Raw genomic sequence first — 19,272 nt, 5'->3', positions numbered from 1 at the left:
TTCGCCGGGGCGGCCGTCGCGCTGCTGACGGCGAGCTACGCCGTCTGGGTCCTGCTCGACACCATCCGCACCGCCGGCACCCTTTGGTGAGATCCTAGGCCGCGCTGATCCACGAGACAGGCCCTAGTCTCACACGGCCCCACCTCGGGGCGCGGCCCGCCGCGGACTCAGGTGGCGACGATCGCGCACTCAGACCCCCGAAATCGTCGGAGAGGCGAGCCTGCCGGTGGCAGTTCCGGCCGTTGCCGCCGCCGTGCGGGTGTGCCCGGACCACGCCGTCGCAGACGATTCCAGGGGTCGCGCCGCTGGGCTACCGTGACCGGCATGCGCCGTCCCGGGCTTGTGCTCGTCGCCGTCGAGGCGTTGGTGGTACTCGTGCTGCTGCCCGTCACGGTGAACGTCGCCACCGGTGGGTCGGCGCCGCCTGGGCTGTCGGGGCTGCGGCCCTTCGCCTGGTACGCGGTCGCCGCGCTGGCGCTGGTCGCGGTCGGCGTGCCGGCCTGGCGCTACCTCGGCGACGGGCGGGGACTCGGCGGCGTGGGCTACAGCCGGTACCACCGCGAAACCCAGCGCGAACGGGTGCTGCAACGGCTCCGGGCGCGGGTCGACGGCGAGCTGGCCCGGGCGCTGGCCGACGTGCCCTGGATCCCGCCCCGGCTGGCCGTGCGCCCGGACGCCGTGCGACCCTCGCCGGACCTGCTGCCCGCTGCGGCCGCCGAGGGGCCTCCCGGCGACGTGCGGGAGGCGTTCGAGCGCTCCGACCGCAGCCTGCTCGTGCTCGGCGGGCCCGGCGCCGGCAAGTCGACCCTGCTGCTCGATCTGGCCCGGCGGCTGCTGGACGGCGACGCCGTGCCTGTGCTGCTCGGGCTGGGCGGTTGGCGGGACGTGCCCGGCCGGGCCGGCCCGGCGACGTTTACGCGCTGGTGCGTGGCCGAGATGGCGCGGCACAACGGGATTCCGCGGCCGCTGGCCGCCCAGTGGCTGCAGGACGACGAGGTGGTGCTGCTCTTCGACGGGCTCGACGAGATGCCGCAGCGGCTGCGCGAGGGGTTTCTCGCTATCCTGGCCGCGGTGCAGCGCGAGCGCGGGCCGCTGGCGATGGCGGTGACGTGCCGGACCGCCGAGTACGAGCGGTTGCGGCCCGGGCTGGACGCCCAGGGCGCGGTCGAGATCGAGCCGCTGGTCCGGTCCGATGTGGACGCTCTGCTGGAGCGCGCGGACGACCTCGGGGGCCTGAGCGAGGCCTGGCGGGCCGATGCGCGGCTGCGGGAGCTGGTCGACTCTCCGCTGTTGCTGGCCTTGCTGGCCGCGCAGGCGCGGGCCGGCCGCGTGGGCGCCTCGGGCGGTGGACGGTCGCTGCTGCTGGAGCGGTACCTCACGGTCGCGCTGTCCGGCCGCGCGTACCCGCCGGGCCGCCCCGCGCCCCCGGCCCGGCTGCGGCGGTGGCTCGGCACGGTGGCCGCGGCGGACCGGCCCTGGGGCGGGTACTCCTGGCCGGAGGCGCTGGGCCGCGACGTCGCCCAGCCGTTCGCCGGCGCGCTCCTGCCGGCCCTCGTCATCGGCGTCGGCGCCGGCCTGTTCGGCGCCGGGCTCGGCATGACCCCGCTGCCGTGGCTGGCCGGGGTCGCGGCCCTCGCCGCCGTGCTGGGCGGCGCTGGGGTGTGGGCGGCCCGCCGCGAGCTGATGTGGGACCGATCGCCGCTGCGCCGCGTGCCGCTCATCGGCGCGACCGGCGGCCTCGTTGCGGGAGCGGCGGCCGGGGCCCTCGCCGCCGCCGTGCTCGCCGTGCTGCGGGCCGCCGCGCCGCCGGGCTGGGTGGGCATGACCGTTGCCGCGGGTGTGGTCGCGATCGGCCTCACCACGCTGCTGTACCGGGCGATGGTGGCCGAACAGCAGGACCATCCGGAGCGGACGGCCCGGACCGACACGGTCCATCAGCATGCGGCCGCGGGTGCGGTCACCGAACGGTACCGCCTCCGTCAGCAGGCCTTCTCGACCGGGGAGGGGCGCGCCGCCATGTACTCCATGTACGGCGCCATGGCTGTCGCGATGCTCATCATCACGGTCGGAGCGGGAGCGGCGGCCCCGCTCGTCCTCGCCCCCGGCCTGCCGTCGGCGGTCGCGGCGGGCCTGCTGCTCGGCGCCGCCGTGGCGGGTGGCCGCCGGCTGGCCGGCCTCGGGCGCGAGCACCCGGCGTTGCGTGCCGCGCTCGTGCTGCGGCCCCGCGCGGTCATCGCCGCGCTCGTCCTGGCCTATGCCCTGTTGTGCGCCGACATCTTCAGCAGCTTCCGCGTCTCACATTGGCTGGCCACCGTCGCCGGCGGGACAGGTGTCATCGGGGCGCTCGAAGTGTTCCTAGGCTTCGTCGGCGCCCAGGCGATCGGCTTCTGGCTCGTGGGCTGGTCGGCGCTCACCGACTCGCTCGCTGCGGCTACCGCGCGGCTGGTGCTCGCTGCGGCGCAGCGGCTGCCGTGGCGGATCGGACGCTTCCTTGCCTATGCCTCCGGCACCGGCGTCATGCGCCGCGACGGCGACCGCTTCGCGTTCCGCCACGAGCAACTGGCCGAGCACTGCCGTCAGCACCCCGAAGGTGCGCAGACCTGATGTAACTGGCGGTCCGACGGTGGCGAGACTGCACGACGGCACAGGTTGGCCTGCGACCTGCGGCTTTCTTCACCGAACCTCTACGCCGCAGGTTCGGGATCGTCCCTGGTCGCGTCCTACCATCCCTTGGTGGAAAACGGTGTGCCGCGCCCGAGTCGTCTGGGCGGGTTGTGGACGTGCCTGGCTGGTGGCCTGTTCCTGGCGGTCTTGCTGGGGTACCTGCGCCCCGTGTTCGATCCGGCGGATTGCCCGAATGCCGGAGCGAACGGCAACGCCAGCGCCTTCACCGATCCGGCCTGGGATCTGTACCTTCCCTTACTGGTTCTCGGTTGGCTGCTGCTGGTGGCGATCGAGCAGGCGCTGCCGGCCACCTGGCGGCACCGCAGCGGGTTGGCGGTCACGCTGCGGGCGACCCTGGCGATCGGTGTGGTGATCGCCGTGTCTTGCGTCGTCGTGGCCCCACTGGAAGTCGTCTGCCGCTAGCTGGATGCGGCGCCGGCATGACCTTCAGTGTGGCCGGCGCCCGGCGGAGAGCCGGCGAACGCTGACTGCGGCGACGACAGTCTGCGGCCTGGAGACTTCACTGCTCAAGCCCGTCGATCGTCATGCTGGCGTCCTGCTGAGCCGGGTACAGTTGCGGCCCCGGCGGGGTGCTGCGCCCGCGTGGCCCGGCTCCGCCGGATCGTTGTGTCCCTGAGACTGGAGTACCGAGAAGTCGTGATGTCCGAGAACGGTGCCGAGCCGACGCCTGCAGCCGATTCGATCGGTGAGCCGGACGCGGCCACGGAACGCGTTCCACAGATCGAGCGCAAGTTGCCCCGGCGCGGGCTCCGCGGCGTCCTGCGGGAGGCGCGGACGCTGCCGACGGTGTTGCTGATGGTGTTCTGTCTGTTCGCCGGCATTCCTGCGACCATCGCGCTGACGCCGCCCCAGCAGCTGACGGTCGCCGGCCAGGATCTGTCGGTGGGCGCGCGCCAGCCGAGCTTTTCGCTGTCCGGCCCGGCCGAGGTGGTGCAGATCGGCAACACCCGGCTCGACGTCGCGCCGTTGGACATCTACGGGCCCCTGCGACCGCAGTTGACGTTGGGGCCGATCCGGCGCAACGTCGAGGCGGCCGCCGCCGTTGACCCGGCGACCGGCTCCACGGTACGGGCCGCGGCGCTGTCGACGGTCGGCGACGGGTTCCTGCGGTGGTACGGGCGGGCCACGATCGGCCTGCTCGTCGTCATCCTCACCGCAACAGCGGTCGCCGCCTATGTGCGCATCCTGGCCACCCTCCGGCGGCAGAGCCGCGTACTGGCCGGGCACCTGTCCACGTCGGAGCTGTGGCATCGCGGCGCCAGGGAGGGTCTGCGCATGGCGGTCCTCGCCGTCGCGGTCACCATGCTGGCCTGGGCCGGCGCCGGAACGCTGGCATACGCCGGCACCGTGCAGGGGTTGCGGGGCGTACGGTCCCTCGTCGACCTCGTCGGCACCCACCATCTCGCGCCGCCGCCCGTTGGCCCGACGACCACTGGCTACGCCGGTGCCGTGATCGGCGACTCGCGCGCGGCCCGCCTCGGCGGCGCCCCTGTCCCCAACGCCACCGCGGACGACACCGCCTGCGGGCGCAGCGCGGACTCCCTCGCCGACGAGATCGGCCAAATGCAGGGGTCGCGGGTGCTGAACCTGGCCTGCTCCGGTGCCTCCATCTCCAACGGCCTGCTCCGTCCGCAGGTGCAGGGCGGGCGGGCGCTGCCCAGCCAGGTCGGGCGGCTGCAGCAGGTGCGGGGGCTGAAGTATGTCGTGGTCGTGACCGGTCCGAACGACCTGTACTGGGGCGAATTCCTGCAGTACTGCTACGCCTTCGGCAACTGCCAGGACAACCTCACCCAGGGCGAGTTCGACTACCGGCTGGCCGCCTTCGACCGCGACTACGGTGACCTGCTGCAACAGCTCAACAACCTGCCGGACCGGCCGCAGATCATCGTCGTGACGTCCTACAACGTGTTCAACTCCGACGCGGACTGCAGCGACGCCAAAGGCCCGGCCGGCGTCAAGGGGCTGAACCCGGCCAGCATCACGTTGCTGTCCAGCCGGAACAAGGCGCTCAACGACGTGCTCACCAGTGGCGCGCAGAAGTACAGGTTCAGCATCGCCAGCCCGCGGCTGTCCCCGCTGTGCACGCAGAGCAGTGACAGCCTCGGCGCCGACATCCAGGGACTCGACGACGCACACCCGTTCCACCCGACCGGCATCGGATCGGTCCGCATGGCCTCGTCGGTGACCCAGGTGATCAGGACGGAAGCGAACGGCTGACCGGGCTGCCGAACGTGGACCCTGACCTTCGAGAGGTCAGTTCTCGCGGGTCCAGGCGGGCGTGATCCGCTGTTCGCGGAATCGCCAGCCCGCCGGCGTCCGTACCACGGTGCCGGCCAGTCGCAGGCCGCCCGTGAAGTGGGGTGCTTGGCCGTCGCGGTAGTAGTACACCAGCGAGTTCGCCGAGACGGCCGCCCGGTCGCCGTCGATGTCGACCAGCAGGTCGGTGGTCGTGTGCTGGGCGTGCTGGCCCTCGACGTCGCTCTGGCGCATGAAGCCGACGACCTTGTCGATGCCGCGGAGTTCGCCTCCGCGCGGGGAGTGCACCGTCACATCGTCGGTGAACACGGTGCCGGCGTCCTCCCACCGCTGCTCGTCGAGCAGCAGTGCGAAGCGGGTGAGCAGGTCGGTGATCTCGATGCGGTCGGCGATCAGCGTATCGGTGGACATGGCAGCCTCTTTCATGCTGGAGGGCGGCGATGTTGTCTTGTGCCAGGTGGTGAGTGTCGAGGAAGAAGGGTCAGGGGCCGACCAGCACCGCGTTGGCCCTGCCCAGGACGATGCTCAGGACGCGGCCTGCGGCGGCCAGGTCCTCGGCCGGCAGGTCGCCCCACAGTCCCTGGGTGATCGGGCCGATGGCGGTGCGGACCTGCGTCCAGCGCGCCTGCCCTTCGTCGGTGACCTGGACGCGGCCGTCGCCGCCGTCGCGCAGGAATCCTGCGGCGGTCAGCTCGGTGATGCGTTCGGCAACCGACGCCTGGCTGAACTGTGTGGCGGCGCCGACCCGGCGGATGAGCTCGGACCGGTCGATGTCCCCGCCGCTGACCACGGTCAGCGTGAGGGTCACCCACTGGGGTTCGGTGATGCCGGTCCCGGCGAGCTGCCGGTCCAGGATCGCGTTGAGCGCCTTTTCGGTCTGGCCGATGAGCGCGGTACCGAATGCCTGGGTTGTGGTCGTCACGATGGCCTCCAAGTCCGTCGGTGGAACTAACGTTTATGTCCCTAACGTTTGTCCCGCTAACGAACGTAGATCGTTAGTCTGACTAACGCAAGCGGGTATGATCCGCATCATGGCCAGCAGAGCCGAATCCGCGGACATGCCCGACGACGGCGAGATTCAAGACGCCGGACAGACTGCGCGGGGTCCTCGAGTGCCCAGTTCGGGCGGGCTGGCGTGTGCTCACGCGTGGGCTCGACGTCGAAGCCCGCCTTCCCGGCCCGGTCCGCGGCGCTCTTGGCGCTGTGAATACGGCGGCCGCGGGGGTAGCTTCGCAATCATGCGGGCCCGGAGGGCCAGCCGCGGGGGCTTGCGCCGGTTGGCTTTGGAGCAGGCGGCGTTGCGGCGGGTGGCGACCCTCGTCGCCCGGGGTGCGTCGCAGGCCGAGGTGTTCGACGCGGTCGTGGTCGAACTCGGCCGACTTTTCGGTGGCTACCACACGGCGCTGCTGCGGTACGACGCCGACGGCATGGCCACGTTCGTCGCCGCATACCAGCCCGCCCACGGCGGCCGGCCGACGCTGAAAGGCCAGCGTTGGCCGTTCGACGACGATGACGAGGTGACGGCCGTGCTGCGTGCCGGTCGCGCCGCCCGCACGGAGAGCGCAGAGGTGGACACCACCGCAACGGACCGCACGGCGCACGGCATCAGTCGAGCGGCACTGCGCGCCCAGGGCTACCGCACCGCCGTCCTGGCGGCGGTGGTGGTCGAAGGCCGTCTTTGGGGCATCACGGCGGTCGCGTCCCCGCTGTCGCGGCCGCTGCCACCGGACACCGAGGAACGCATCGCGGCCTTCACCGAGCTCGTCGCCGCGGCCATCGCCAACGCCGACAGCCGCGCTGAGCTGGTCGCGTCCCGGGCGCGGATGGTCGCCGCCGCCGACGAGGCGCGCCGGCGCATCGAACGCGACCTGCACGATGGGGCCCAGCAGCGGCTGGTCTCCCTCGGCCTGCAGTTGCGCGCCGTCGAGGAGGCCGTGCCCGACGGGCTCAAACCCCGGTTGTCGCGCACCGTGGAGGGTCTCGGTGACGTCGTTGAGAACCTGCGGGAGATCTCGCAGGGCATCCACCCGGCGATCCTGTCCGAGAGTGGCCTCAGCCCGGCGCTCAAGACCCTCGCCCGCCGCTCCGCCGTCCCGGTCGAGCTCGACATGCGCGTCGGCGAACGACTGCCGGAGCACGTGGAGGTGGCCGCGTACTACGTCGTGAGCGAAGCGCTGACGAACGCGGCGAAGCACGCCTCGGCCTCCGTCGTGCGGGTCCACATTGGCGTGGACAGCGGGACGCTCCGGCTGTCCATCGCCGACGACGGCATCGGCGGCGCCGACCCGGCCCGCGGGACCGGGCTCATCGGGCTGCGGGACCGCGTCGAGGCGGTCGGCGGAACGCTGGACATCTCCAGCATCGCCGGCCATGGCACCTCGCTGTCGATCGTGATCCCGGCCCGGTGAGTGCCGGAGGCGAGCGCTACGGATCGCGCCGATGTATCGCGGCCCTAGGACCGGGTCACCAGCCCCGACTCGTACGCATAGATCACCAGGTGGATGCGCTCGGCCACGCCGACCTTCGCCAGCAGGCGGCTCACGTAGGTCTTGACCGTCGCGGGGCCGATGCCCAGCCGGTCGGCGATCTCGACGTTGGACAGGCCCGCCGTGACCAGGCGGAGTACGTCGTTCTCCCGGTCGGTCAGGTCGATCGGGGAGGTCCCGCTGCCGAGCCGGGACGGGTCGGGCAGGGTCGCGAAGACCTCCACGAGCCGTCGGGTGACCGACGGTGACAGCAGCGCATCTCCGGCCGCCGCGACCCGCACTGCCCGGAGCAGCTCCTCCGGTGGCGTGTCCTTGAGCAGGAACCCGACCGCACCGGCCCGCAGCGCGCCGAACACGTACTCGTCGAGGCCGAACGTGGTCAGGATGACCACGTTCGTCGCCGCGCACGCCGGGTCGGCCATGATCCGCCGGGTGGCCTCGAAACAATGCCACCCGCTCGCGCATGCCGGCCAGCCCGTAGCCGCCGGGTCCGCGGTCCGTGGCCCCCGGCCCGTCGTCGTCGACCTGCACGATCACCTCGCCCTGTGCGGCCGCCACCAGCACGCGGGCGGCAGCCCCGGGGGCATGCTTGCGCACGTTCGTCAGGGCCTCCTGCACCAGCCGGTACGCCGTCAGCCGCAGACTGTCCGGTGTGGACTGGACGTCGGGGTCGACGGACAGCTCGATCGGCCCGTGCGCCGCTCGATGCGCCGAGGCGAGCAGGCTCAGCTCGGCCAGCCCTGGAGCCGGGCGCAGCCCGCCGTCATGTTCCGTGCCCAATGCGCCGAGCATGCGCCGCAGATCATCCAGGGCCGTCCGGCTCGCCTCCTCGACCGCGGTCAGCACCGCCTCCGCGGGATGGCCCGATCCCTCGCGCAAGGCATGCCGGGCCACGCCCGACTGCACGGCGATCGCGGTCAGCGTGTGCGAGACAACGTCGTGGAACTCCGCGGCGATGAGCAGGCGTTCCGCGTACGCGGAACGCTCGGCGGCGACCGCCGTGGTCCGTTCGGCCTCCTGCGCCCGCAGCAGCGCCCGGCGGCGGTCCTCCCGCCAGCGCCGCACCAGCAGCCCCAGCCCCCAGGGAATCAGCGCGCCGAGGCCGGCGAGGTCGGTCGCGACGTCGTAGCCGTGCGGCTGCAACACGATCAACCCGGCCTCGGCAAGAGCGAAGACGCCGAGGCCCAGTGCCGCGATCCGGAACGGCCGCCAGGTCGCAACCGTGTACAGGGCCACGTAGGCGCAGAACGACGCCACGTCATAGGCCGCGCCCACAACGGTGAGCGTGAAGGCGGCCGCCGACGTCACCGCCAGCACCGGCAGCGGCCACCCGCGGCGAACCGACAGCGGCAGGCTCGCGGCGAGCAGCAACAGGACCACGCCAGGCGTCGGCGGCCGCGGATCGGCGGCCACCGACGGATCGTCCACAAAGGCATCCGCCACGGCGAACGCCGCCAGCGCGACGGCGATCGCGACATCTACGAGCGACTCGCGTACGCCTCCGCCGTCGATCTCCCCGCCCGGGCCGGGCGGCGCCGGAGTCGCCGCCGGCGGCTGGGCCTCCTGGTCCGGCCGCGCGCGGAGAACGCCGAGCATCCGCCGCAGGTCGTCGAGCGCCGCGCGGCTCGCGTCCTCGATGGCCGCCAGCGCTGATCCCACCGGTCCGGTCGTGCCGACCTGGTAGCGGGCCAACGCCGACTGCACCGCGATGACCGACAGCGTGTGCGAGACGACGTCGTGCAGCTCACGGGCGATCCGCAGGCGCTCGCCGAACACGGCCCGCTCGGCCGCGACGGCGCGGGCCGCCTCCGCCTCTAACGCCACGGCGACGGCCCGTTCGCGGGCGCGGCGACGGGCCTGCATGCCCCGGCCGAACGCCCATGCGACGGTCACGGCAACGAAACTGACCGCTGTCAAGGGGCTCTCGAAGTACGGGGCGCGCACCAGAACCAACCCGGCCATCGCCGTGTACGTGATCAGCAGCCCGCCGAGCGCGATCGGCCGTCGAGCCCAGGACCCGACCGTGTAGAGGGCGATCATCTGGCAGAACGCGCCGTCACCGGTGTTCCAGCCACCGGCTGCGAGGACGAACAACGCGGCGGTCGTCAGCGCGAGCACCGGCAGCGTACCGCGAGCGGCAGGGTCACCCCCAGTGCGAGCAGTACCGCCCAGGCGTTCGGCGCGCGGAAGTCGTACGCCACCCCCGGAGCGGGCGAGGCCACCTCGACGACGACCAGCACGCCCAGCGTCACCGCGATCAGAGCGTCGACGAGGGCGTCTCGCCGTACCGCATCATCGCCCGCCATCGCCGCAGCATAGGGCCTACAACACCGGCGGCGGTTCCCCCACGAGACGCCATCGCGCGTCCGCCGCACGGGGGAAGGCCGCCATCGACGACCCTCGCGGGACGGGTCGGCGACGACCGTCCCACGGCGGCTGTGGCGGGCTCACCGGAGCCAGATCCTGTGATCGGCAAGTCCCTTCGACTCCGGGAGTTTCGATGTCCACCGTGACCACCAGCGCCCCAACCGAAGTGCTCGACCGGACCGGCTCCGGCATGCGTACCGCCGTCACCGCGGCCGCGCTCGTCGGCGCGCTCGGCAGCGCCGGCTACATCGCCGGGCTGTTCCTGCTGGCCGGGGCGAGCAACGCCGAAGCGCAACGTGCCCCGATCACCATCGTGGAATGCCTGCTCGCCGGGCTGGCGTACGTCATCGTCGCGGTGACCCTGCCCGGCCTGGCCGGGGTGACCCGGCTGCCCCGCTGGGCCTTGTCACTGGCCGCCGCCGGCGCCGCCTTCGTCGGCGTCCAGGGCTGGGTCTACGGCACCATGGTCGCCAACCTCGCGAACGTGCTCCCCGAGGACGTCTTCGAGGACGCGGGCAAGGAGACCTTCCTGCTGAACCTGACCCTGCTGCCCAGCATGGTGCTCTGCCTGGCCGGCTACGTCAGCCTGGCGATCGTCGGCTGGCGGCGCAAGGCGACCTCGAGGGGTGCGAGCATCCTGCTCATCCTGGCCGGGCTGGCCGCCCTGCTCGGTCCCTTCCCGCCGGTCGGCCTGCTCGGCGGCCTGGCGCTGGCCTGGGTCGCCCGGTCGGCCAAGCCGATCACAGGCTGATCTCATCCGGCGGAGCGGGCGGCCCGCCTTCGAGGGGAGGCACGGTGCGGTACCACGCACCGTGCCTCGCTCGTGTCGCAGCTCGTCGAGCCCGGCGTTCACCGCCCGGAGGATCTCCTCCCGTGCTGCCGTCAGACACGTCGATCGTCTTGCAGGCAGGTCGAACCGACGACCGGGTGGGATATCGCTGTCAGTAAATGAGCTGTGCGCGCGCTACAGCTTCGCCAGCAGCTGCTGGATCAGGTTCCTCTCGGCGTCGAGGCTTGCTCCCGAGTACACGATGACCGCGACGGTGCCCTTGCGCACGGCCAGGGCGTTGGTGAGCTGGCCTGCGGTACTGCTGGAGAACGCCTCGTCGCCGAGGCCCGGAAAGTCCTTGGTCGGCTGAACGCTGCTCTCGAAGCCGGCGCGCACCTTCGCGAACGCGTCGGCGTCCTCACGGGTCAAGAGCCGGACGCTCATGTGGCCGGCCGACGCGCCTATGTAATCACAGACGGTGGCGAAGGCCCCGTCGTTCTCCTCGGGGTCGCCGACGTCCGTACCGAGCACGGCATTGACCAGCGAGGCCGGCGCGATCGCACAGGTCGGCTGCGTCGCGGAGCGGCCACCCGAACCTCCGGTCGGAGCCGCGGCCGAGCCAGCGGCGACGTTGCCGGCGGAGGCGCCGGCAGTGGTGGCCTTGCTGCCGTCACAGGCGGTCAGGGCGAGGCCCGCGAAGACGCCTGCAAGGACGGATCGAGTCAGACGCACGTCTTTACGGTACGAACGGTTGTCAATCCGGATGCGAAACCCGGCGTCGGTAAGGTGCGCCTCCAGCTCAGCCTCGTGCCTCCCGCCGCGCCGGGATCCCCACGGTCGCCGCGCCCGACACCGCGTGACACCCCGATCGCAGTGTGGCACGCGGGTCGCGGGGTGCCGACTGGCGTTCACGGACTCCTCCCAGGCTCTTGGTTGACCGTTCCAGGATCGTTCCGGGCGGTACCGCAGGGTCGACCACGGCCAACCGCTAGCGATGGGAAGTGCCGATGCGCGACCACAACCACGATCACGACCGCTGCCTGGCCCAGGCCATGGCGGAGACGCCGCAGTGTGCCGACCTGCACGAGCACCCCCAGGGCGGGGTGAGCCGCCGCTGGCTGCTGACCGCGGCCGGCCTCGCCGGCGGGGGCGGGCTGGCGCTCGGCGGGCTGCCCGCGCTGCCCGCCGCGGCGAACCCGGACGACCTGCCGGGCGGCGCCGGCTGGCGGCCCGACCGCGACGACCAGCGGTTCACGCTCGTCGTGATGCCGGACACGCAGTACCTCTTCGACAACGACCGCGTGCACCCCGCGCCGCTGGACGCGTCGCTGCGCTGGATCCTCGAGAACTCGCGCGAGGAGAACATCGTCTTCCTCACGCACCTCGGCGACATGACCCAGAACGGGCTCGTCAGCGACTTCGCCGCGATCGGCAAGTCGTTCGAGGTGCTCGACCGGGCCCACGCGGACTACAGCGTGCTGGCCGGCAACCACGACATCAACTCGGGGACCGACGACCAGCGCGGCAACACCCCGTACCTGCAAGCGTTCGGACCCCAACGATTCTCCCGGTCCAGCACGTTCGGCGGGGCCAGCCCCGACGGGTACAACACCTACCACGTCTTCCGCGCCGCGGGACGGCAGTGGCTGGTGCTTGCGCTGGACTGGCGGCCGTCGGCCACGGGCATCGCCTGGGCGCAGTCGGTCATCGACAAGCACCCGAAGCTGCCGGTCATCGTCACCACCCACGAGATCGCGTTTGCCGACGACGCGGGCGAGGCGCACCTGTCGGACTTCGGCCGGCAGCTGTGGGACAACCTCATCGTCAAGAACGACCAGATCTTCCTCACCCTCAACGGCCATTTCTGGCCGCCTGGGCGCACGGTGCTGAAGAACAACGCCGGGCACGACGTGCACGTCCACATCACCAACTACCAGGACCGCTACTTCGGCGGCGGCGCGATGATCCGCACGTACCGCTTCGACCTGTCCCGCAAGACGATCGACGTGCGGACCTTCTCGCCGTACATGCAGTCGATCGCCGAGGAGCGCCGCTCGGAGCTGGAGCGGCTGGAGGTCGAACTCACCGATCCGGCCAACGCGTTCAGCGTGCCGATCGACTTCGGCGCGCGGTTCAACGGCTTCGACCCGGTGCCGGTGCGCGGTCCGCGCCCGGCGCGCGCCGTGGTGGTGCCCGGGACGCTGGCGTACTGGCGGTTCGATGGCGCCGCCGACGGCTCCCCGGTGCTGCAGGGCAAGATCCGCGACCAGTCGGGCAACGGCAACGACCTGACCCGGGTGTCGCTGGGCGGCGGCGACGCGGCCCTGACCTACTCCAACGACCATCACTCGGACCAGCCGGCGCACGCGAGCCTGCACTTCCTCGGCGGCAAGAACCCGATCCGCGGCGCCTACCTGCGCACCGCCGACGACGCGCCGCTGAACAAGGCGACGTTCGAGCGGGGCTACACGATCGAGGCGTTCGTCAAGCTGCCGTCGGACTTCGACGACGGCTCGCACGCGTGGTGCGGCCTGCTCAGCCGCATGGGCAGCGGCCGCGACGCCGGCAAGACCGGCGCCGACCCGAGCGAGCCGACCGGCACCCTGAACCTCGACAGCGGGGGAGCGGCGCAGTGGGCCGTCTTCCCGCGCAACCAGAACGACATCATCACCAACTGGAGCCACCTGCTGCCGAAGAATCAGTGGTGGCACATCGCGGTCGTCAACGACGGCACGCACTCGGTGATGTACATCGACGGCTGCCCGGTCGTCGGCAACCCGTCCACGCCGGCGAACGGCATCGTCACGACCGGCGAGTTCTGGATGCTCGGCGCCTACGACTATGACCGCATCGTGGAGCAGAGCTTCTACGGCTGGCTCGGCGACGTCCGAGTGGTCGGCCGCGCGCTGTCCGTCCGCGAGTTCCTCATCGCGAAGTAAAGCGGCTGCGGCAGGGGTGCACGGCGCTGCACCCCTGCCGCGGTAACGCGGAGCGCTGCTCTCTTGGTGGGTAGAGCACGCTGCGTCCGGTTGGGCGCCGGCGGGGAGGGCGCGGCACCGTCGCATTGACGGCAACCGCACATAATGAATGCATGACGGTCCCGCCGCTCGCGGTGACGGTGTCGAAGGCTCTGTTCACGCCGCCGGCCAAGTGGCTGGCCCGGATGCTCGGCATCCACATCGCTGTGGCCGCCGCCTGGCAACGCGCCGGCGCCGGCGACTGGACCGACTACGCCGCCGACCTCGCCCGACGCAGCTGAGGAGCCACCATGCACCCCACCGAAGTGCGTCACCAGCCAGACCCGTCGGACGCAATCACCATCCGGCCGCTGACCAGACGTGACTTCCCGCTGCTGCAAACGTGGCTGAACGCAGCACACGTGCGCCGCTGGTGGGGCATCACCTCGGCCCAGATCGAGGCCAAGTACGGCCCCTGCATCGACGCAACCGCCCCGACCCAGGTATGCATCATCGAGATCCACCACCGGCCGATCGGCATCATCCAGTCCTACCGACACGCCGACCACCCGCACTGGGACAACGCCATCCGCATCCCCGCCGCAGCCGGCATCGACTACCTCATCGGCGAGGCCAGCTACATCGGACTCGGCATCGGCTCCGCCGCCATCGCCATCTTCACCCCACGCGTCTTCGCCGACTATCCGGACATCGACGTGATCGTGGCAGCGCCACAGGCTGACAACGTGGCATCTCGTCGCGCCCTGGAGAAAGCCGGTTTCACCCTCGTCGATGAGCGCAAACTCGACTCCGACGACCCTTCCGACGCCGGCCCGAGCGCGATCTACGCCCTGAACCGACCCGACTGACACAACCGCCGTCCATGTCGCCCACCCCACAAGGAGGTATTCGGACAGTTGCGATCAGTCGCTCGGCCGCGGTCGAGCCGCCGAAGGCTGTCGGCGACGGGCGAGCGGCAACGCGACTGCGCCGAGTGCGGTGCGTCGGTCGGCATCATCGGCCGCGAACTCTGCTGCGGATGCAGCCTGCTCCGGCGACCGCGAACGGGTGATCACCCCCGGAACCACCTCGGCCACCCGGCGAGGATCCGGCTCACACCCCGGCAGGTAGGTGAAACGGAGAGCTCAGCACCGACCCACGAGTACCGTTGTTCTGGGCCCTTGGTGCGATGCAGAAGGCGCACTGCCTGCCACAGATGCGGGCCGTCTTTCACTGCGAAGCACGTCATGTGAGCCCGAATCGACGGACACGACCACCGGCGAACGACAGCTCGGTACACCGGCCCAGCAAGGGGCCCGACGCGAGATTGTCCATTCCGGGCAGGCATACGGAGGTTTAGTTCAGTGTCGGTCAACGAGTCGGTGGGCGGGACCGCCGGGCAGGAGAGCCCGGCGACGTCCGGACCCAAGATGTTGGAGGACATCAAGCCGCCGTTCATCCCCGAGGGTGCCTCGGGGATGACCATCCTCGTCGAGTGGCCTCCCGGTAACCCCGGGACTGCGCCGCACCGCCACTCGGGGCCGTGTTTCGGCTACGTGATCGAAGGCGCGGTCCGGTGGGAGCTGGAGGGTGAGCCGGAGCGGGTGATCAGGGCCGGTGAGACGTTCTGGGAGCCGGGCGGTGACGTGATCCACTACCAGAACGGCAACGCCCTTTCGGACACGCCGGCCAAGTACGTCGTGTTCATGCTGTGCGCGCCGGGCCAGCCGATGCTCACGCTGGTCGAGGAGGAGGAGCTGCAGAAGCGGGCCCACCTGCGCGCCCCGCGTCCCTCCGCAGGATGATCCGCGAGTTCGATACGGGGACGCGGTACCCCGCGACCCTGAGAGTCCCGGGCTCCGCTTGCTCGCGACGAGGACAACCACTCTGAGAGTAAGAGGCGGAGTACCGAGCCCACCTGCACGATGGTGATACCGGCGGCGTACAGGAAGGCATGTCATGAAGATCGTGATTATCGGTGGCACCGGTCTCATCGGCTCCAAGGTCGCGCTGAATCTGCGCGAACACGAACACGAGGTGGTGGCGGCGGCGCCGAGCACCGGCGTCAACACCGTCACCGGCGAAGGGCTCGCCGACGTCCTGGTGGGCGCGTCCGTGGTGATCGACGTGTCGAACTCCCCGTCGTTCGAGGACGGCCCAGCGATGGAGTTCTTCACGACCTCCACCCGTAACTTGCTCGCGGCCGAGGCGGCGGCGGGCGTCGGGCATCACGTCGCCCTGTCGGTGGTGGGGACGGAGCGGCTTTCCGACAGCGGCTACTTTCGGGCGAAGGCCGCGCAGGAGGCGCTCATCGAAGCATCGTCGATCCCGTTCTCGATCGTGCACGCGACGCAGTTCTTCGAGTTCGTCCGCGGCATCGCCGACGGGGCCACGGACGGCAACACGGTCCGGGTGGCCCCGGTGTCCTTCCAGCCCATCGCGAGCGACGACGTGGCCCGGGCGGTCAGCAAGGTCGCGTTGGGGGCACCGGTGAACGGCACGGTGGAGGTCGGCGGGCCGGAGCGGTTCCGGGAGGACGAGTTCTTCCGGGACGCACTGGCCGCGTGGAACGATCCGCGCCAGGTGGTCACCGATCCGCACGCCCGCTACTTCGGCGCCGAACTGAGCGAGCGGTCTTTGGTGCCGGACGATGACGCGATGCGCGGCGAGATCCGGTACCGCGACTGGCCGGGCCGCATCCCCACCGGCAAGTAGCGGCCATTCCGCGCGGAAGCACGACGTCGTCACTCTCGCCGTCGACGGCGGCGCTGCACCCTGGCCGGGCCGGCCGACGCCGACCGGCCTCGACCAGGCGCCGCACGCATGTACGACGGAAATCCGTCTGAGCGCCGCACCATTAGCCTCGGTTCGGACTCCCGCAGGCCTCACATCGGGATCTGCAGGATCCGGGCCGCCTCCAGTGCCAGGTGCAGCTCCGCGATGCCGTTCGGCCGGGTCAGGCTGCGACCGGTGAGCTCCTCGACCCGCCGCAGCCGGTACCGCACGGTGTTGCGGTGCAGGTACAGCTTCGCGGCCGCCGCCGACGTAGCCCCGTCCTCGGCGAACCAGGCCCGCAGCGTCGCCAGCAGCAACTGGCACTCCTGCGCCGGCAGGGCGAGGACCGGCCCGAGGACCGCGTGGGCGACATTGGCCGCCGCGTCCGGCGCGCTCGCCAGGAGTACCGCGATCGGCACCTGCTCGTAGCGAATCACGCCGCGCTCGGTCTGCGCGCCGGTGGCGTAAGCGAGCCGGGCCTGCCGCAGCGCGGTCGGGGTCTGCTCCAGACTGTGGTACTGCTCGCTGACCCCCACCGGCCCGCCGGCCAGGTCGGCGAGGAGGGCACACAACCGGTCGATGGTGTTGCGCGGGGTCAGCACCACCACGCCCACGTGCGCGTCGATCTCCACTCGCCAGGCCGACTCGATGTCGCGGGCCCGCAGCGCCTCCTCGGCGTGGGGGATCGACTCCGCGCCGAGCCGCTCGGCGTGCGCGGCGGCGACGACGAATACTCCCTGGCGCGGCAGCCGCAGCCCGGCCGCGCTCTCCCAGAGCCGGGACCCGTCGCCGGTGTCGCCGTGCAGCAGCACGTCGAGCATGGCGTTGCGGGTCTGCGCGTGGCTGCGGGTCAGCTCGACCACCGTCTCGCGGTAGGCGTCGGTGACCGAGCTGGACAGCTCATCCATGATCGACCACAGCTCGGACGCGGCGGGCAGTAGCGCCTCCGCGTTGCCGTCCAGGCCCAGGCCCTCCTCGACGATCGCCGACCAGATGTGCGTGCCGGCGACGCGGTACGAGTGCAGGATCGCCGGCAGCGGCGCCCCCTGCTCGGCGCGGCGGCGGCCGGTCGCCCGCGGCGGCCCGAGGTCGGACGTGGCCCGGCCGGCCAGCCGGCTCAGGATGTACACCAGGTTGTCGTGGATCGAGCTGCGCAGGTCGGCGGTCGGCACGACGTTCCCCGCGTCGTAGAACGGCTCCGCCGCGCGGATCGCCGCCGTCAGCTCGTCCGCGAGCTCGTCGATCCGGCCGAACAGCCGCTCGCCGATCGCGGCGACGGTCGGCCCGGGGAAGGCGGGTACGTGCGCCATCCACGCAGCGTACGGGCCCGGGCGCGGGACGGGGAGGGTGCGGCGTTGTGCGCGGGCACAACGGACCGGTTCGGGGCCGTGTGCCGGGGGACATGGCTCGGCCGGCCCGACGCTGGCCAGAATCGTGGCACCTCAACCGCCGCCCGGAGGTCCGCCATGAATCTCGCCGGAAACCTTGTGCGCAGCGCGCGCGCATTCCCCGACCGCCCCGCGGTCCGGCTGCACGAGACCGTCCTCACCTACCGGGAGCTCGACCGGCGCGTCGCCGGCGTCACCGGACTGCTCGCCGGCCGTGAGGTGCGGCCGGGTGACCGGATCGCCGTGATGCTGCCCAACGTCCCCGAGTTCGCGGTCGTGTACTACGCGATCCTGCGCGCCGGTGCCGTCGTGGTACCGATGAATCCGCTGTTGAAGGAGCGTGAGGTCGCCTACTACCTGGGCGATTCGCAGGCCCGGATGATCTTTGCCGGCGCGGCGTGTGCGGGCGCGGCGAACGCCGGCGCGGCGCGGGCCGGCATCGACTGCACGATCGTGGAGGCCGGCTTCGGCGCGGCCCTGCCGGTGCCCCGGGAGTTGGGTGTCTGCGATCGTGACCCCTTCGACACCGGCGTCATCCTCTACACCTCGGGCACGACCGGCCAGCCCAAGGGCGCCGAACTGACCCACGCCAACCTGGCCACCAACGTCGAGGTCGCCGCCCGGGACCTGTTCCGACTCGGCCCGGACGACGTCATCTTCGGCGGGCTGCCGCTGTTCCACTCGTTCGGCCAGACCTGCGGCCTCAACGCCGCGATCAGCGCCGGCGCCTGCCTGACGCTGGTGCCGCGGTTCGTCCCCGACATAGTGCTCGACGTGCTCGCCCGGGACCGGGTGACGGTCTTCGAGGGCGTGCCGACCATGTACGTGGCGCTGCTCGGCGCCGCCGGCGCCGTCGCCGGCCGGCCGCGCTACGACGCGCTGCGGGTCTGCGTCTCCGGCGGGGCCGCGCTGCCGGTCGAGGTGCTGCACGGGTTCGAGAGGACGTTCGACTGCATCATCCTGGAGGGGTACGGCCTGTCCGAGACCTCCCCGGTCGCCTCGTTCAACCAGCCCGACCGCCCCCGCAAGCCCGGTTCCATCGGTACCCCGATCCGCGGCGTGGAGATCCGGGTGGTCGACGACACCGGCGCCGACGTGCCGCCCGGCGCCGTCGGCGAGATCGCCATCCGCGGCCACAACGTGATGAAGGGCTACTGGCGCCGGCCGGACGCGACCGAGGAGGCGATCCCGGACGGCTGGTTCCGCAGCGGCGACCTGGCCCGGGCCGACGACGAGGGGTACCTCTTCATCGTCGACCGCAAGAAGGAACTCATCATCCGCGGCGGGTACAACGTCTACCCCCGCGAGATCGAGGAGGTCCTCTACGAGCACCCCGCCGTGCTGGAGGCGGCGGTCGTCGGCATCCCCGATGCCGCGCTCGGCGAGGAGGTCGGCGCTGCGGTGGTGCTGCGACCGGGCGTCACCGAGAGCGTCGAGAGCCTGCAGGCGTACGTCAAGAGCCAGGTCGCGGCGTACAAGTACCCCCGCCGGATCTGGCTCCTCGACGCGTTGCCGAAGGGCCCGACCGGGAAGATCCTCAAGCGCGAGATCAGCCTGCCGGCGGCCGTGGAGTAGTCCGATGACCGGGA

The 19,272-nt window shown here is 71.6% G+C and carries 17 protein-coding genes and 1 pseudogene; 11 read left to right on the top strand and 7 right to left on the bottom strand.

Translation table 11 applies throughout. The features are described 5' to 3' along the window. Nucleotides 1-324: 324 nt before the first annotated feature. The 3 genes from ABD901_RS34355 (at nucleotide 325) to ABD901_RS34345 (ending at nucleotide 4,902) form a co-directional block, all read left to right on the top strand. Entirely contained in the window at nucleotides 325-2,604 is a 2,280-nt protein-coding gene (locus tag ABD901_RS34355) for an NACHT domain-containing protein (RefSeq protein ID WP_345133324.1), read from the top strand. Between the two features lie 129 nt (nucleotides 2,605-2,733). Further along, the gene (locus tag ABD901_RS34350; protein ID WP_345133322.1) at nucleotides 2,734-3,087 is read left to right on the top strand and encodes a hypothetical protein; all 354 of its coding nucleotides are present in this window, start codon (nucleotides 2,734-2,736) and stop codon (nucleotides 3,085-3,087) included. A gap of 237 nt (nucleotides 3,088-3,324) precedes the next feature. Continuing rightward, nucleotides 3,325-4,902 carry a GDSL-type esterase/lipase family protein gene (locus ABD901_RS34345; protein WP_345133320.1) on the top strand — a complete coding sequence of 526 codons (1,578 nt, stop codon included), beginning with the start codon at nucleotides 3,325-3,327 and terminating at the stop codon, nucleotides 4,900-4,902. A 36-nt stretch (nucleotides 4,903-4,938) separates the two neighbouring features. On the opposite strand, the gene ABD901_RS34340 is transcribed toward ABD901_RS34345, so the two are convergent. Together ABD901_RS34340 and ABD901_RS34335 are read right to left on the bottom strand one after the other, a co-directional pair. Beyond that, nucleotides 4,939-5,352: a nuclear transport factor 2 family protein gene (locus ABD901_RS34340; protein WP_345133318.1), complete on the bottom strand. Its 414-nt coding sequence runs from the start codon at nucleotides 5,350-5,352 to the stop codon at nucleotides 4,939-4,941. A 70-nt stretch (nucleotides 5,353-5,422) separates the two neighbouring features. Next, on the bottom strand, nucleotides 5,423-5,863 hold the full coding sequence (locus tag ABD901_RS34335) for a MarR family winged helix-turn-helix transcriptional regulator (protein ID WP_345133316.1): 441 nt from the start codon (nucleotides 5,861-5,863) through the stop codon (nucleotides 5,423-5,425). Between the two features lie 316 nt (nucleotides 5,864-6,179). Here ABD901_RS34335 and ABD901_RS34330 point away from each other — a divergent pair, with 316 nt between their 5' ends. Beyond that, nucleotides 6,180-7,349 carry a GAF domain-containing sensor histidine kinase gene (locus tag ABD901_RS34330; RefSeq protein ID WP_345133314.1) on the top strand — a complete coding sequence of 390 codons (1,170 nt, stop codon included), beginning with the start codon at nucleotides 6,180-6,182 and terminating at the stop codon, nucleotides 7,347-7,349. A 44-nt stretch (nucleotides 7,350-7,393) separates the two neighbouring features. Here ABD901_RS34330 and ABD901_RS34325 read toward each other — a convergent pair whose 3' ends face one another. The 3 genes and pseudogenes from ABD901_RS34325 to ABD901_RS34310 form a co-directional block, all read right to left on the bottom strand. Continuing rightward, nucleotides 7,394-7,849, bottom strand: coding sequence for a LuxR C-terminal-related transcriptional regulator (locus ABD901_RS34325; RefSeq protein WP_345133312.1), 456 nt, complete (start codon nucleotides 7,847-7,849; stop codon nucleotides 7,394-7,396). Between the two features lie 412 nt (nucleotides 7,850-8,261). Continuing rightward, nucleotides 8,262-9,137: pseudogene (locus ABD901_RS59190) on the bottom strand (histidine kinase); the annotation flags it as partial. A 395-nt stretch (nucleotides 9,138-9,532) separates the two neighbouring features. Next, the gene (locus ABD901_RS34310; RefSeq protein ID WP_345133308.1) at nucleotides 9,533-9,733 is read right to left on the bottom strand and encodes a hypothetical protein; all 201 of its coding nucleotides are present in this window, start codon (nucleotides 9,731-9,733) and stop codon (nucleotides 9,533-9,535) included. Nucleotides 9,734-9,927: 194 nt separating this feature from the next. Here ABD901_RS34310 and ABD901_RS34305 point away from each other — a divergent pair, with 194 nt between their 5' ends. Further along, the gene (locus ABD901_RS34305; RefSeq protein WP_345133306.1) at nucleotides 9,928-10,545 is read left to right on the top strand and encodes a hypothetical protein; all 618 of its coding nucleotides are present in this window, start codon (nucleotides 9,928-9,930) and stop codon (nucleotides 10,543-10,545) included. 213 nt (nucleotides 10,546-10,758) lie between these two features. On the opposite strand, the gene ABD901_RS34300 is transcribed toward ABD901_RS34305, so the two are convergent. Then, nucleotides 10,759-11,295, bottom strand: coding sequence for a hypothetical protein (locus ABD901_RS34300; protein ID WP_345133304.1), 537 nt, complete (start codon nucleotides 11,293-11,295; stop codon nucleotides 10,759-10,761). A 275-nt stretch (nucleotides 11,296-11,570) separates the two neighbouring features. On the opposite strand from ABD901_RS34300, the gene ABD901_RS34295 reads away from it, so the two are divergent. The 5 genes from ABD901_RS34295 (at nucleotide 11,571) to ABD901_RS34275 (ending at nucleotide 16,235) form a co-directional block, all read left to right on the top strand. Then, on the top strand, nucleotides 11,571-13,502 hold the full coding sequence (locus tag ABD901_RS34295) for a LamG-like jellyroll fold domain-containing protein (protein WP_345133301.1): 1,932 nt from the start codon (nucleotides 11,571-11,573) through the stop codon (nucleotides 13,500-13,502). A 152-nt stretch (nucleotides 13,503-13,654) separates the two neighbouring features. After that, on the top strand, nucleotides 13,655-13,822 hold the full coding sequence (locus ABD901_RS34290) for a hypothetical protein (protein WP_345133299.1): 168 nt from the start codon (nucleotides 13,655-13,657) through the stop codon (nucleotides 13,820-13,822). Nucleotides 13,823-13,831: 9 nt separating this feature from the next. Next, nucleotides 13,832-14,389 (top strand): GNAT family N-acetyltransferase, encoded by a 558-nt coding sequence (locus ABD901_RS34285; protein ID WP_345133297.1) that lies wholly within the window; start codon nucleotides 13,832-13,834, stop codon nucleotides 14,387-14,389. A gap of 495 nt (nucleotides 14,390-14,884) precedes the next feature. Then, a complete protein-coding gene (locus ABD901_RS34280) occupies nucleotides 14,885-15,325 on the top strand; it encodes a cupin domain-containing protein (protein ID WP_345133295.1) in 441 nt (146 codons plus the stop codon). 154 nt (nucleotides 15,326-15,479) lie between these two features. Further along, on the top strand, nucleotides 15,480-16,235 hold the full coding sequence (locus ABD901_RS34275) for an SDR family oxidoreductase (protein WP_345133294.1): 756 nt from the start codon (nucleotides 15,480-15,482) through the stop codon (nucleotides 16,233-16,235). A gap of 170 nt (nucleotides 16,236-16,405) precedes the next feature. Here the strand turns inward: ABD901_RS34275 and ABD901_RS34270 are convergent, their stop codons facing one another. After that, nucleotides 16,406-17,605: a PucR family transcriptional regulator gene (locus tag ABD901_RS34270; protein WP_345133292.1), complete on the bottom strand. Its 1,200-nt coding sequence runs from the start codon at nucleotides 17,603-17,605 to the stop codon at nucleotides 16,406-16,408. 156 nt (nucleotides 17,606-17,761) lie between these two features. Here ABD901_RS34270 and ABD901_RS34265 point away from each other — a divergent pair, with 156 nt between their 5' ends. After that, a complete protein-coding gene (locus tag ABD901_RS34265) occupies nucleotides 17,762-19,258 on the top strand; it encodes a long-chain-fatty-acid--CoA ligase (RefSeq protein ID WP_345133290.1) in 1,497 nt (498 codons plus the stop codon). Nucleotides 19,259-19,272: the final 14 nt, after the last annotated feature.

Source organism: Dactylosporangium darangshiense, from assembly GCF_039537565.1.
Taxonomy (GTDB): domain Bacteria; phylum Actinomycetota; class Actinomycetes; order Mycobacteriales; family Micromonosporaceae; genus Dactylosporangium; species Dactylosporangium darangshiense.
The sequence above is the reverse complement of the archived record's forward strand: the minus strand, read 5'-3'. Positions and strand labels throughout refer to the sequence as shown.

Bases quoted from the DNA above. Each gene is read 5' to 3' on its own strand.
- ABD901_RS34355 (WP_345133324.1), top strand. From the start codon at position 325: ATGCGCCGTCCCGGGCTTGTGCTCGTCGCCGTCGAGGCGTTGGTGGTA.
- ABD901_RS34345 (WP_345133320.1), top strand. From the start codon at position 3,325: ATGTCCGAGAACGGTGCCGAGCCGACGCCTGCAGCCGATTCGATCGGT.
- ABD901_RS34340 (WP_345133318.1), bottom strand. From the start codon at position 5,352: ATGTCCACCGATACGCTGATCGCCGACCGCATCGAGATCACCGACCTG.
- ABD901_RS34330 (WP_345133314.1), top strand. From the start codon at position 6,180: ATGCGGGCCCGGAGGGCCAGCCGCGGGGGCTTGCGCCGGTTGGCTTTG.
- ABD901_RS34325 (WP_345133312.1), bottom strand. From the start codon at position 7,849: ATGGCCGACCCGGCGTGCGCGGCGACGAACGTGGTCATCCTGACCACG.
- ABD901_RS34310 (WP_345133308.1), bottom strand. From the start codon at position 9,733: ATGGCGGGCGATGATGCGGTACGGCGAGACGCCCTCGTCGACGCTCTG.
- ABD901_RS34305 (WP_345133306.1), top strand. From the start codon at position 9,928: ATGTCCACCGTGACCACCAGCGCCCCAACCGAAGTGCTCGACCGGACC.
- ABD901_RS34295 (WP_345133301.1), top strand. From the start codon at position 11,571: ATGCGCGACCACAACCACGATCACGACCGCTGCCTGGCCCAGGCCATG.
- ABD901_RS34290 (WP_345133299.1), top strand. From the start codon at position 13,655: ATGACGGTCCCGCCGCTCGCGGTGACGGTGTCGAAGGCTCTGTTCACG.
- ABD901_RS34285 (WP_345133297.1), top strand. From the start codon at position 13,832: ATGCACCCCACCGAAGTGCGTCACCAGCCAGACCCGTCGGACGCAATC.
- ABD901_RS34275 (WP_345133294.1), top strand. From the start codon at position 15,480: ATGAAGATCGTGATTATCGGTGGCACCGGTCTCATCGGCTCCAAGGTC.
- ABD901_RS34270 (WP_345133292.1), bottom strand. From the start codon at position 17,605: ATGGCGCACGTACCCGCCTTCCCCGGGCCGACCGTCGCCGCGATCGGC.
- ABD901_RS34265 (WP_345133290.1), top strand. From the start codon at position 17,762: ATGAATCTCGCCGGAAACCTTGTGCGCAGCGCGCGCGCATTCCCCGAC.